The organism is Neoroseomonas eburnea, assembly GCF_018129005.1.
GTDB lineage: Bacteria > Pseudomonadota > Alphaproteobacteria > Acetobacterales > Acetobacteraceae > Neoroseomonas > Neoroseomonas eburnea.
In genome coordinates this window covers 16,100-29,399 of the sequence record NZ_JAAEDL010000005.1, presented here as the reverse complement: position 1 = coordinate 29,399, position 13,300 = coordinate 16,100, and the positions used below count along the sequence as shown (strand labels likewise).

The 13,300-nt window shown below is 71.4% G+C and carries 9 protein-coding genes; 5 read left to right on the top strand and 4 right to left on the bottom strand.

Going from position 1 to position 13,300, the window contains the following annotated elements:
* Window positions 1–5 precede the first annotated feature (5 nt).
* The 3 genes from GXW74_RS06640 to GXW74_RS06630 all read right to left on the bottom strand — a co-directional run bounded on the left by GXW74_RS06640 (window position 6) and on the right by GXW74_RS06630 (window position 3,695).
* A complete protein-coding gene (locus tag GXW74_RS06640; protein ID WP_211845697.1) occupies window positions 6–527 on the bottom strand; it encodes a phage tail protein in 522 nt (173 codons plus the stop codon).
* Between the two features lie 40 nt (window positions 528–567).
* Entirely contained in the window at window positions 568–2,577 is a 2,010-nt protein-coding gene (locus GXW74_RS06635; protein WP_211845696.1) for a phage tail sheath family protein, read from the bottom strand.
* Between the two features lie 308 nt (window positions 2,578–2,885).
* Window positions 2,886–3,695: a hypothetical protein gene (locus GXW74_RS06630; protein ID WP_211845695.1), complete on the bottom strand. Its 810-nt coding sequence runs from the start codon at window positions 3,693–3,695 to the stop codon at window positions 2,886–2,888.
* A 248-nt stretch (window positions 3,696–3,943) separates the two neighbouring features.
* Between GXW74_RS06630 and GXW74_RS06625 the strand changes: the two genes are divergently transcribed.
* The 5 genes from GXW74_RS06625 (at window position 3,944) to GXW74_RS06605 (ending at window position 11,941) form a co-directional block, all read left to right on the top strand.
* Complete coding sequence (locus GXW74_RS06625; RefSeq protein WP_211845694.1) at window positions 3,944–7,528, top strand: S8 family serine peptidase; 3,585 nt, start codon at window positions 3,944–3,946, stop codon at window positions 7,526–7,528.
* Window positions 7,529–7,541: 13 nt separating this feature from the next.
* Window positions 7,542–8,951, top strand: a complete 1,410-nt coding sequence (locus GXW74_RS06620) for an MBL fold metallo-hydrolase (protein ID WP_211845693.1) — start codon at window positions 7,542–7,544, stop codon at window positions 8,949–8,951.
* Between the two features lie 94 nt (window positions 8,952–9,045).
* Window positions 9,046–10,752, top strand: coding sequence for a hypothetical protein (locus tag GXW74_RS06615; protein WP_211845692.1), 1,707 nt, complete (start codon window positions 9,046–9,048; stop codon window positions 10,750–10,752).
* Complete coding sequence (locus GXW74_RS06610) at window positions 10,749–11,090, top strand: hypothetical protein (protein WP_211845691.1); 342 nt, start codon at window positions 10,749–10,751, stop codon at window positions 11,088–11,090. The genes GXW74_RS06615 and GXW74_RS06610 overlap by 4 nt, the downstream gene beginning before the upstream one ends.
* Window positions 11,087–11,941 (top strand): hypothetical protein, encoded by an 855-nt coding sequence (locus GXW74_RS06605; RefSeq protein ID WP_211845690.1) that lies wholly within the window; start codon window positions 11,087–11,089, stop codon window positions 11,939–11,941. The genes GXW74_RS06610 and GXW74_RS06605 overlap by 4 nt, the downstream gene beginning before the upstream one ends.
* A gap of 72 nt (window positions 11,942–12,013) precedes the next feature.
* On the opposite strand, the gene GXW74_RS06600 is transcribed toward GXW74_RS06605, so the two are convergent.
* Entirely contained in the window at window positions 12,014–13,045 is a 1,032-nt protein-coding gene (locus GXW74_RS06600) for an amino acid ABC transporter substrate-binding protein (RefSeq protein WP_246523010.1), read from the bottom strand.
* Between the last annotated feature and the right edge of the window lie 255 nt (window positions 13,046–13,300).

Here is a 13,300-nt window from a genome sequence, read left to right as displayed (position 1 = left end):
CCCGCTCAGGGCTCGTTGAAGGAGGGCTCGGACGGCTCGGCCACGTCGTAGTCGCGCTCCCAGCCCTCGTTCTCGAGCTTGATCATCTGGATCGCGACCGCGTTCGCATTGGCGTCGAGATCCGGCAGCGCCTGGAACTCGCTCACCCAGCAGCGATAGACCTTGTAGGCGAGCGCGATCTGCCCGGCCTCGTTCATCAGCTCGATGATGATGTCCTTGCGGAAATCCTTGAGCGAAACCTCGGCGCCGAGGCCCGAGCCGAAATTCCACACCTTGTTGGCCCAGGCCTCGAATTCGGTGTCGTGCGTCACGCCGCGTTCGAGCGTCACGGGCTCGTACTTGGCGCGGCCGGGCGACTTGCGGGTGAGCGAGGGATCGCCGCCCTCGCGATGCTCGACGATCTCGATCGATCGCTTGAGCGCGCCCACCTTGGACACGCCGGCGACGTAGCGGCCGTCCCAGCGCACCCGGAACTTGAAGTTCTTGTAGGGATCGAAGCGCTGGGCGTTGACGGTGAACTGGGCCATGGCCTTCCCCTCCGGGATGGTGGATCGCGCGCCCGGCGCGTCAGGTCTGGATCTGGCCTGCCATCTGCTGGATGCGCAGGATGACGAATTCCGCCGGCTTCAGCGGCGCGAAGCCGACCACGATGTTGACGACGCCGCGGTTGATGTCGTCCTGCGTCGTCGTCTCGCGGTCGCACTTGACGAAGTATGCCTCGCGCGGCGTGGTGCCCTGGAAGGCGCCCTGGCGGAACAGGGACTGCATGAAGGCGCCGATGTTGAGCCGGATCTGCGCCCAGAGCGGTTCGTCGTTCGGCTCGAACACCACCCATTGCGTGCCGCGGTAGAGGCTCTCCTCCAGGAACAGGGTGAAGCGGCGCACCGGCACGTACTTGTAGTCGGAAGCGAGCGCATCCGCGCCTTCCAGCGTGCGGCTGCCCCAGCACACCGCGCCGTAGATCGGGAAGACCCGCAGCGCGTTCACGCCGAGCGGATTGAGCACGCCGTTCTGCAGGTCGGTCAGCAGGTAGGTGAGGCTGTCGACGTTGCGCAGCCGCGCATCCGTGCCCGCCGGCGCCTTCCACACGCCGCGCGACCCGTCGGTGCGCGCCCACAGCCCGGCGATGGTGCCGGAGGCGCCGACGCTGCGCGGCCGGTTCCCGTTGAGCGGATCGGGGATGCGCGGCCGCGGGACATACACCGCCGCATTGCGGTGCCGCAGGTTCGCGTTGGCCGTCGTCCAGGCCACCGCGCTGTCGAGGTCGCGCACGCTCTCGGCCACGTCGATCAGCAGCATGGCGCGGCGGCGCTCGCAGTAGGTCGTCGCGGCGGCGTAGGCCGCGCGCATCTGGTCGGCGCCGAGATCGGCCGCGCGCGGCAGGCAGAGGATGTTGAACATGTCGACATCCTCGAGCGCGTAGATGCCGGTCTTGTTCGCCTCGACCCCGATCAGCGCGGCATCCGGCACCGGCAGGGTGCCGTCCTGGCCGCTTCCGAGGCGGTAGAGCGCATCGGCGATCGTCGCGCCGGCGGCGGGCGTCAGGCGCAGGCCGTCGTCATTCGCCGCCGCCGCATTGGCGCCGCTGAACGCGAAGCGCGTATTGGCCTGGAAGCCGAGCATCTGCCGCCCGGGCACGATGTGGAAGCGGAAGGGGCTGCCTGCCGTGCCGGCGCCGATGAGCCGCACCGTCGCACCGTCGTAGTAGCCGCGATCCGCCGGCGCGACGGTGGTGCTGGTGCGCGCGACGTCGCGGATGGCGAGTTCGAGCGCGGCGCGGACATCCGCCCAGGCCGCGCCCGCCGCCTTCGCCACGGTGATCGCCGTGGCCTGGCCGCCCGGCCGGCCGTTCAGGTTCACCGTCAGCGCAAGCGAGGTCCCGCCGCCGCTGACCGCCGCGAGCGGCCCGGAGAGATGCCCGTTCGCCGCCGGCCGCGCCGGCGGCGTGCCGATCGCCGGGAAGCCCGCATCGCGCGAGAGCTGCACCAGGCGCGAGCCCTCGTTCACCACGTCGATCGCGCTGTTCGCCAGCCCCTCGGCGAGGGTGAGGTTGCGGTAGGTCTCGGTGCGCAGCGTCTGGCGCCTTCCGTCGGCCTCGACGACCTCGGTGAAGGTGAGGTTGAACTGCGCCGTCGGATCGGCGGCGTCGTAGTCGACCTCGACATGCAGGTTGTTGCCCCAGAAGCCGTGGTCCTCGGCACTGACGCCACGCACGCGCCGCCCCGCGGTGGCGCGAAGCTGGTTGGCCGCGGCGGCGTCCTGCAGCACGATGGTGGCGGCGACGCCGTTCTCCGCCGCGACCCCGCTGCCGGTGCGCACGACGCGCACGATGAAGGCCTCGGAACCGCCATTCTCGAAGAACTGGCGGACCGCGTAGCTGCCCGGGCTGTCGCGGTGCAGCCCGCCGAACTCGCGCGTGAAGTCGGCCATGCCGAAGACCTGCACGGGAACATTGGCCGGCCCGCGGGCAAAGCCGTCCACGAAGGCGCCGACCGATGTCGAGACGCCGACGATGGTGCGTATGCCTGAGGGGATTTCCTCGATGTAGACGCCAGGATAGGTGGGCCGCACTGGCATGCCTGCTTCCTCCCCTCGATGGCGCTTCGCGCGCGGGTTTTCGTCCAAGGGTCGCGGCCCGGTCGAGGCACCCCGGATGACCGGAGGCGGCAACAGCGCATTGCCGCCACGGCGCCGGGTTCTGACTGCGACCGGAAGATCGGCTCGTCAGGATCGGCACGTTAGCGAAACCACAAAGTCGGTTGCAAGAAGATCGGCGACTGCGCGCGTGATTTGTGTTTCTTGTCACGAAGATGACGAATGCGTGTGATCGACGGAAAGCACTACGTCGATACCGCAGTGCCGTCGGCAGGCAGCCGGGCCCCGCGTCAGAGCCGAATGGCGAGGTCGATGATGGCCCCCTTGGCCGGGACGAAATCGAGCGGCGCCGAGACGATGGGTTCCCCGCCCTCCTCCTTCTTCGCCCGTCCGCGGAGAACGATCCGGCACGGCTCGGCGGAGGGGACCTGGTAGCCGCCGAAGGGCGGGAAGCGGTTCACGTCGCGCAGGAAGAACCGCCGCAGCGCGCCCCCCGAACCGCGAGGGCCGCCGGGGATCACGCCGGCGAGCGCCAGCCCCTCGGTCGCCGGCGCGCCCTCCGCGGGGGGCTTGCCGATCAGCACCAGCACCTGCCCCGCCGTGCGCTCCTGCTCGACGCTGATGGCGACCCAGGCGCGATCGGGGGGCACCTTCGGCAACTCGGTCGCGGGCGTCCGCACTTCGCGGAAGCCGAGGGAGACGAGCAGGGTGTTCACGCCCGAACTGCCGCCGGCGAGGATCGCCGCCGTCATCACCTGTCCGAGCATCTGCGGCATCGGAAGCTGCGGCGTCCTGCGCACCGCGTTCACCAGCGCCGTGACCGCATCGTACTGGAAGGTGGCGACGAAGACGTAGGCCACCACGAAGGCCAGCAGCGGCCGCGTCGCGCGCGCGTTGAAGGTTTCCACGAAGGGCCGCCAGTTGAACAGGACGGCGAGCGCGGATTCCAGCAGCACCGCGATGAGGAACAGGATGAGCACCGTCGAGGTCGCCGAGGCCAGCGCCTCCGGCGGAAGCTGCCCTGCGAAGGTCTCGGCCTGCGCCAGCGCCCTCGCCGGCAGGAAGGCGGCGGCCAGCAGGAAAGCGCCGCGGATCATCATGGATCGTGCTCCCCAGGGTCCGGTGCGGAAATTCAGTTCCGATGAGGAATCATTTTGCACCAGCAGCGCAACTGTTGCACTCTTGAAATCGACGAGGACGCGAAGCCGGCACGTCCCCACTACCCTGGCGCGATCTGGTGTGCGCCATCGCACATTCACGGACCCGGAACCGGGTTCGACTGGGCCTGGGCCGGGAATCCGGCGGTGTGACGGGCAGGCGTCGTCGCGACCGAGTGGGAGGTCGAGCCATGGAGCAGGATGCCGGTCCAGTCCTCCTCGTGAAGGCGGCGGCCGTGCCGCGCTCCTTTCGTCTGGCGATGGGGGCGGATCTCCCGGAGGTCACCGCTACCCCTCTTTTCCGCAGCATCGGCCCCACCGCCGCCGGGCCGGGCGTCGCGCCCGCCGCCGCGGCCCAATGGTTCGTGTTGCACGCACCTCTCATGGCCGCGCCGATGTCCTCCTGGGATCTCTGTCATGCGCTGCTGACCGACGGGTTCGGCGTTGCCGGCGCGCCTGCGCCGGCCTTCGCGGAGCCGGACCTGACCCAGCGGTGGATCTTCGGAAAGGACACCAGCCAGGCCTTCGCCCTCGGCGCCGGCTGCCCGGCCGCGGGCGCGCCGTTCGACCCGCGCTTCCCGAGCGGGACCACGCCGCTGTGGTACCGCGACGCCGATCATTCGCAGTTCGACGGAGCCTTCGACGGTGCCGGCGGCTCCCCGGCGACGGTGCGCGTCGCGCATCTCGATACCGGCTACGACCCGGCGCATGACGAGGTTCCGGCCCGGCTGCGCCTCGACCTGCAACGGAACTTCGTCGAGGCGGACCGCCCCAACGACGCCGCCGACATCACCGAAGGCGTGCTGACGCAACTCGGGCACGGCACCGGCACGCTCGGCATCCTCGCCGGCCGCCGCGTCGGCGCCGTGCCCTTTGCCGAGGTGGTGCCGATCCGCGTCGCCGACCGCGTCGTGCTGTTCCGCAACAGCGCGATCGCGCGCGCTCTCGACCACGTGCATGCGCTCTGCGCCGATCCGGCGAGCTTCGTCCACGTCATCACGCTCAGCATGGGCGGCATCGCCTCCCAGGCCTGGGCGGAGGCGGTGAACGCGCTCTACGAGCGCGGCGTCGTCATGGTCGCCGCGGCGGGCAACAACTTCGGCAACCTGCCGACGCGCCACATCGTCTATCCGGCGCGCTTCGGCCGCGTCCTCGCGGCCTGCGGGGTGATGGCCGACGGCATGCCCTATGCCGATCTCGGGCTCGACAGGATGGCCGGCAACTACGGCCCGGCACAGAAGATGGCGACCGCGGTGGCGGCCTGCACGCCGAACCTCCCCTGGGCGCGGCTCGGCTGCCCTGCCATCGTCGATGGCGACGGTGCCGGGACCTCCTCCGCGACGCCGCAGGTCGCGGCGGCGGCCGCGATGTGGATCGCGCGGCATCACGCCGCTCTCGCCGCCTATCCGCAGGGCTGGATGCGCGCGGAGGCGACGCGCCGCGCCATCCTCGACAGCGCCGCGCCGGGCGACGCGAAGCGCCTCGGCGCCGGCCGCCTCCGCGCGCGTGAGGCGCTGCGCCGGGCGCCGCTGCCGGCCACCCAGCTCGTCCGGCAGGAAGCGGACAGCGCCTCCTTCCCCGTGCTGCGCATCCTCACGGGGCTCGGCGTCGCCGCCGCGCCGGTCGATCCGCGCCAGCGCATGCTGGAACTCGAAGCGCTGCAACTCTCGCAGAGCGCGGCGATCGAGGCGCTGCTGCCGGAAGACCCGGAAGCGCCGCTCGACGCCGTGCAGCAGCGCCGCATCGCCGAGGCGCTGGGCGCGGACCCGCGCGCCTCGCAGGCGCTGCGCACGGCGCTGCTCGGTGCGGGCGCCCGCGCCGTTCGTGGCGCGCCTCCGCCTCCCCTGCCGGCGGGCGGCGCCATCGTGGAGACGCGGCTGCGGCACGCCATGGCGCCCGCGGTGCCGACGCCGGCCACCCGCCGGCTGCGCGTCTATGCCTTCGACCCGAGCATCGGCGCGCGCCTCGAAACCCTCGACATCAACGAGGCCGCCATCGAGATCCCGTGGGAGGAGCTCGCGCCGGGCCCGGTCGGCGGCCTGGTGGAAGTGGTGGATGTCGATCCGCCGAGCCGCGCCTGCTATGCGCCGGTCGACCTGAACCGGCCGGAGCTGCTCGCCACCGCGGGGCTGCGCCCGTCCGAGGCCGATCCGCGCTTCCACCAGCAGATGGCCTATGCGGTGGCGATGAAGACCATCGGCCATTTCGAGCGCGCCCTCGGCCGCGTCGCGCTCTGGGCGCCGCGCATCGTGAAGACCGCGAATGGGCTCGAGGAGCAGTTCGTCCCGCGCCTGCGCATCTACCCGCACGCGCTGCGCGCGGAGAACGCCTTCTACAGCCCGGACCGCAAGGCGCTGCTGTTCGGCTACTTCCAGGCCAGGGCGGAGAATGCCGGCGACAACATCCCGGGCGGCCTGGTCTTCACCTGCCTCTCGCACGACGTCGTCGCGCACGAGACGACCCACGCGCTGCTCGACGGCCTGCATCGCCGCTTCCGCGAGCCGACCAATCCGGACGTCTTCGCCTTCCACGAGGCCTTCGCCGACATCGTCGCCCTGTTCCAGCACTTCACCATGCCGGAGGCGCTGCGCCACCAGGTCGCGCGCACCCGCGGCGACCTCCGCCAGCAGAGCCTGCTCGGCGAGCTGGCCCAGCAGTTCGGCCACGCCACCCGGGGTCACGGCGCGCTGCGCAGCTTCATCGGCGACTACAGGAAGGGGCCGAATGGCGAATACGAGCTGGGGCCGGACGGGCAGAGGATCTGGGTCGCCCGCAAGCCCGAGCGCACCGACTACGCCAACGCCAGGGAAGCGCACGACCGCGGCGCCGTGATGGTTGCCGCCGTCTTCGATGCCTTCCTCCAGGTCTATCGCCGCCGCGGCGCCGATCTGGTGCGGCTCGCGACCGGCGGCACCGGCGTGCTGCAGGCCGGCGACATCCCGCAGGACCTGGTCAATCGCCTGGCCGTCGAGGCGAGCAAGGTCGCCGGCCATTTCCTCGGCATGTGCATCCGTGCGCTCGACTATTGCCCGCCGGTGGACATCACCTTCGGCGAGTACCTGCGCGCGCTCATCACCGCCGACCGCGACCTGGTGCCGGAAGATCCGCACGGCTACCGCGTGGCGCTCGTCTCGGCCTTCCGCGACCGCGGCATCTATCCCCATCGCGTGCGACAGCTCGCCACCGACAGCGTGGTGTGGGAACCGCCACCCGACCAGTTCAGCGGCGACGTCAGGACCGTGCTCAGGCAGATGGACCTGTCCTGGGACCTCTCGGTGGATCGCGAGGCCGTCCATCGCGGGTCGCGCCAGAATGCCCGCCTGCTGCACAGGCTGCTCACCTCGGGAAGCAGCGTCTCGGAGGACGATCTCCGCATGCTCGGCCTGACGCGCAAGGTCGGCCCGTGCACGATCAAGGACAGGGCCGGCAACGACATTGCCGGCAAGCTGCGCCCCATCGAGGTGCACTCCGTCCGGCCTGCGCGCCGCGTCGGGCCCGACGGCCAGATGCAGGCGGACCTCGTCGTCGAGCTCACCCAGACCTGGCGCCCGGATGCGCAACCCTGGTTGCGCTACCGCGGTGGCTGCACGCTGCTGTTCGATCTCGAAACCGGTGCCGCGCGCTACCTGATCCGCAAGCGCGTCGCCGATGCCGACCGGATCGCGACACAGGCGGCCTTCGCGGCGAAGCCGCCCGGGGACTCGCTGCACGCCAACTACTTCGGCGATGCCGGCAGCCGGCGCGCACCCTTCGCCATGCTCCACGGCCATCATTGAGCAGGAGGCGCCCATGGCCAGAACCGCCCGCAGCGGCACCCGGCGCCAAGCCGCCCCCAGGACCGCCGCAGCGCCCCGCCGCCGCCGCGCCGCATCCGATGCGGCCGCCCAGGTCCGCATCCGCATGTACCGCCAGGGCCTCGGCGACTGCTTCCTGGTGACGCTGCCGCGCAGCGATGGCAAGGGCGATGCCTTCCGCATCATGATCGACTGCGGCGTGCTGCTCGGCACGCCGGGCGCGAAGGAGAAGATGCAGGACGTCGTCGCCGACATCGCGCAGGTCAGCGGCGGCCGGGTCGACCTGTTGCTCGTCACGCATGAGCACTGGGACCATGTCTCCGGCTTCATGCAGGCGCAGGAGGCCTTCAAGGACATCGCCTTCGGCGCGGTCTGGATGGGCTGGACGGAATCCCCGACCGACCTCCAGGCGAAGCGCCTCGCCGCCGACCGCCATCTCGCGCTCGCCGCGCTGCGCCTCGCCGACAACCAACTCCGCCTCGCCGGGGCGGCGGAGGTCGCGGAGGAGGTCACGGGCCTGCTCGGCTTCTTCGGCGTCGGCGGCGGCGGGGCCTCGACCACCGATGCGCTGGACGCGGCGCGCGCGCTCGTCCCGCCCGACCGCCTGCGCTACGCCGAGCCCGGAGAGGCGCCGACCCTGCTCGCGGGCACCGGCGCACGGCTCTACGTCCTCGGTCCGCCGCGCGACGAGACGCTGCTGCTCCGCTCCGACCCATCCCGCAAGAAGCCCGAGACCTACGACCTCGCCTTCGGCGGCTTCGCCATGGAAGCGATGATGGGCGCCTCCGGCGAGACGCCGCCCGACGGCCCCTTCGCCGATCGCCTGACGATCCCGATGGAGGTCGCGCGCGCGATGCCGGAGTTCCACCGCTACTGGTCGGACGGCACCGGCGGCGCCGGCGAGGGCGAGGCCTGGCGCCGCATCGATGGCGACTGGCTGAACGCCGCGGCGGACTTGGCGCTGCGGCTCGACCACGACACCAACAACACGAGCCTCGCCGTCGCGATCGAACTCGACAATGGCGAGGTGCTGCTCTTCGCGGCCGATGCGCAGGTCGGCAACTGGCTGTCGTGGGAGAAGCTGGAATGGGAGGTCGAGGGCAGGCGCGTCAGCGGCCCCGACCTTCTCGCGCGCAGCGTCTTCTACAAGGTCGGCCACCACGGCAGCCACAACGCGACGCTGCGCGAAAAGGGCCTCGAGACCATGGCGCGGCTGCGCGTCGCCGCCATTCCGGTGGATGAGGCGATCGCCCGGAAGCGACGCTGGACCTCCATGCCGCTGCCGAGCCTGCTCGAGCGACTGGAGGAGAGGACGCGGGGCCGCGTGCTGCGCACCGATCGCCCGGCGCCGGCCGGGATCGGGGGCCTCGAGGACGCGGCGCTGTTCTTCGACTTCCCACCCTGAACCGCGGCGCGGCCGCTCCCGTGATGCGGGTCGCCTCGGCGTGCCGGTGATAACATTGCGAATAAGGAATAAAAACCAGGAGAGGGATCGGGCCATGCCTACCGCCGAAGACATCCGCTGGTTCAAGGAGCAGTTCCAGGCGCCGATCGCGGCCGCCATCGCCGGAACACCCTTCGACGTCGACATGCTGGTGGCCATCGCCTGCCAGGAAACCGGGCACATCTGGTCCACCCTGCGCCGCAAGAACATGCCGACGGCGCAGATCCTCGCCCTGTGCGTCGGCGACACGCTGGACGACACCGCCGGTCGCCGCGCCTTCCCGCGCAACAAGGCCGAGCTGATCGCCGCGCCGAAGGGCCAGATGATGTTCGACATCGCCCGCAAGGCGCTGGTGGACATGGCGGTCCACATCAACGGCTTCGCCGGCGTCGCCGCGAACCCGAACAAGTTCTGCCACGGCTACGGCGTGTTCCAGCGCGACCTGCAGTTCTTCAAGGTGGATCCCGACTACTTCCTGCAGCGCCGCTACGAGACCTTCGGCGACACCCTCGCCCAGTGCCTCGGCGAGCTGAAGCGCGGTCTGCGCAAGCTCGGCTTCGAGAACAAGGCGAGCCTCAGCGACATGGAATTCGCCTTCGTCGCCATCGCCTACAACACCGGCGGCTTCAGGCCCGGCAAGGGGCTCAGGCAGGGCCATTTCGACGGCAGGAAGTTCTACGGCGAGAAGGTCTTCGAATTCGTCCGCCTCGCCCATACCGTCGCGGGCCCCGGCGGCGCGCCCGCGATCGCGCCGCCACCGCCCGGTGCGGCCATCATGCCGCCGCCGACCCCGGTCGCCGCGCAAGGTGCCTTCTTCGCGGTCGAGACGCTGGAAGCCCCGCTGCGCGTGCGCAGCGAGCCGCGCAAGAGCGACCCGCCGGGCAAGAACGTCGTCGCCCATCTGCCGGACGGGCACATCGTGCGCGCCGTCACCGGCAGGCCGGTCAACGGCTTCCTGGAGATCGAGACGAGCCTGTCGGGTGCCAACATCCACGGCTTCTGCTCGCTGAAGCTGCTGGTGCCGGCCCCCGGCGCGACCGAGGTTCCGGTGGTCGCCCCGGCCGCCGCGCCGCCCACCCGCGGCGTCGTCGCCGTGTTCATGCCACGCAGGGAAGGCACGGTGACGAAGCGCACCGCGCCCGCCGGCGCGCATTCGCTGAACGAGCCCGACCAGCCCGGACGCACCGGCACCACGCCGCAGGAACTGGTGACCGAGATCGGGAAGATCATCGACTACCTGGCGGTCGACCGCTCCACCCACAGGCGCTACCAGCCGGGCGGCGGCAAGACCTTCTGCAACATCTACGCCCATGACTTCTGCCTCCTCGCCGGCACCTTCCTGCCGCGCGTCTGGTGGACGCAGCGCGCGCTCGATGCCCTCGCCGCCGGCCGCGAGGTCAAGCCGCTGATCGGCGACACCATCCGCGAGATGCGCGCCAACGACCTGTTCCGCTGGCTGGATGATTTCGGAACCGCGTTCGGATGGCGCCGGACGGGCACCACCACCAAGCTGCAGGAAGCGGCGAACCAGGGCGCCATCGGCCTGATCGTCGCCCGCCGCAAGGAGGACGGGAAGTCCGGCCACATCGTCATCGTCGTGCCCGAGACCGCCACCGACAGCGCCCGCCGCAACCCTGCCGGCGAGGTCACCGCGCCGCTGCAGAGCCAGGCCGGCGCGACCAATTTCCGCCGCGACACCGGCCGCGCGAACTGGTGGAACGGCGAGGAATTCGCCGAGAGCGCATTCTGGGTGCACGCATGAGGCCCCTCCCGCGACTGCTGACGGCGACGCTGTGCGTGGCTCCGGCAGCCTGCGGGATCGTGTGGGACGACGGCACCGGGCGGCGGCATGCGCTCGGCATCGGCCATGTCTCCTGGCCGGTGCCGCCGGCGGACCGGCCGGCGACGGTCTCAGGGGTCGATGTCGCAGGGGTCGCCGTCCTGGCGACGACGATCTCGAGCGGCATCGTCGTCGGCATGGCGCGGGAGCGCAGCGTGCATCTCGGCGACGAGCAGCTGCTCAGCCTCGACTGCCTGGACTGCGATCTGGCCGATGCCCGCCCGCGGGGCGGCGCGGCCCGGGAGGGAACCGAACCATGACCATCGCATCGACCCGCCCGGCCCTGCTGCTGCTCGCCGGCAGCCCGCTGCTGAGCGGCTGCATCGGTTCCGACCGCATCGCCTTCGCCACGGTGGACAATATCGGCATCGCCATCGAATCGACGCCCTACCCCTATGTGGACATCGGCTTCAGCCGGACCGAAGGCGTCGTGCAGCCGGTGTTCGAGGACGGCCGCGTCTCGGCGGTCGCGGCGGCAGGTGCGCACGACGTCCCGGTGGTGGCCCCACTCTCCGTCGCGCATGTCGCCGTCTTCGCCGGGGGGCCGGCGGCCGCGAGCGTCGCCCGGGCATCCGCACCGGCGGACGCGCCCACGCCCGGCACCAGGGGTGGCGCCGACGCGCCCCCGCCCGCGGAGGACCGCAGCGCCGGCGCGGCCTGCATCCGGGAACGGCCGACCGGCTGGGACGGCCGGCAATTGCCCGAGAATGGCAGGTCCAACCCGCTGATCTTCTCCACCACGACGTCGATCGGCTTCAGGATCGGGCTGCCGCCGCAGAATGCGACATCGGGCGTGCCGGTACCCAACGTGCATCTCGGCTACCGGCGTGCCGAGGTCGCGGTGGCCCCCGTCTTCGGCCAGCCGGGCGGCTGCAGCCAGGCCCTGGCCGGCAGCGCGCAGCCGAACACCTACCAGGTCAACAGCCCCAACTTCATCGGCGTCTTCCGCAGCGGGCAGGCCACCGCTGCGCCGCAGCCCGGCGCGCCGGTAGGCGGCAGCTTCAATGTCGGGCAGGTCTTCGCGACCGGCGCCGCCGCCGGCCACGTGGCGCGGACCGTGGCGGTGCGGAACGCATGGGGCGACGTCATCACGCCGGCCACCGGCCGGTAAGGGGCTTCCCGGCGCGACAGGCCGGCGCGCGCCGGTCGATGGGGGCGCGTCGGCGCGCCCCCATCCTGCGACTCAGCGGATCGGCGGCGCGTAGTGCAGCCCGCCATTGTTCCACAGGTTGTTCACCCCGCGCGGGATGCCGATCGGGGTGATGTTCCGCTCGTACATCTCGGCGTAGTTGCCGACCTGGCGGATGACGCGCACCGCCCAGTCGTTGTCGACGCCAAGCGACCGGCCGAGGTCGCCCGTGCGACCCAGCAGCCGCTGGATGTCGGGGTTGGTGCTGGTGCGCGCCATCTCCTCGACATTCGCGCTGGTGACGCCGAGTTCCTCCGCGGCGATCTGCGCGTAGAGGGTCCAGCGCACCAGGTCGAACCACTTCCAGTCGCCCTTGCGCACGGCCGGGCCGAGCGGCTCCTTGGAGATGATCTCGGGCAGCAGCACGAAGTCGTTCGCATCCGTCGTGCGCGTCGCGCGGAAGGAGGCGAGCGAGGAGGCGTCGTTGGTGTAGGCGTCGCAGCGGCCGGCGACGAAGGCGGCGCGGATCTCCTCCGCCTGCTCGATCACCACCGGGGTGAAGCGCATGCGGTTGGTGCGGAAGTAGTCCGCGAGGTTCAGCTCGGTGGTGGTGCCGGGCTGCACGCAGACCGTCGCGCCGTCGAGCTGGCGCGCCGAGGTGACGCCGGAGGAGCGGCGCACCATGAAGCCCTGGCCGTCATAGAAGTTGATGCCGGCGAAGGCGAGGCCGAGCTGACTCTCGCGCGCGAGCGTCCAGGTGGTGTTGCGCACCAGGAGGTCGATCTCGCCGGACTGCAGCATGGTGAAGCGCTGCTGCGTGGTGTTCGGGACGAATCGGATCTTGGTCGCATCCCCCAGCAGTGCGGCGGCGACCGCACGGCAGGTGTCGACGTCGAGGCCGCGGAACTCGCCGCGGCTGTCCGGCAGCGCGAAGCCCGGCGCGTTCACCGACACGCCGCAGATGACCTGGCCGCGGGCGCGGATGGCGGCGATGGTGTCCGCCGCCGGCTGCGCCGAGGCCTGCCCGGCCCAGGCGATCGCCGCCGCGGCCGCAACACCCGCGATCCGGGTGCCGAGATTCATCATGATCCTGTCTCCCAATGTCGTGCGCAGCCGCCCCTGTTGCGGCTGGTCCGGGGAGCAGCATGCCCGTGCCCAAGGCGGTGCGCCAAGGGTCTGTCTGTGCAGTGCGGCGGCGCCATCGGCTGGGGCGCCGGTGCGCGCGCGGATGGGCGCCCTGCCCGGCCGGCCGGCCGGCGCCCGCCACCGCGTGAAGATGCAGCATCTGCACCTCCACCATGATGCGCCGCGCGTCGTGCCGGCGCCCGCGGCGGGGGGCCG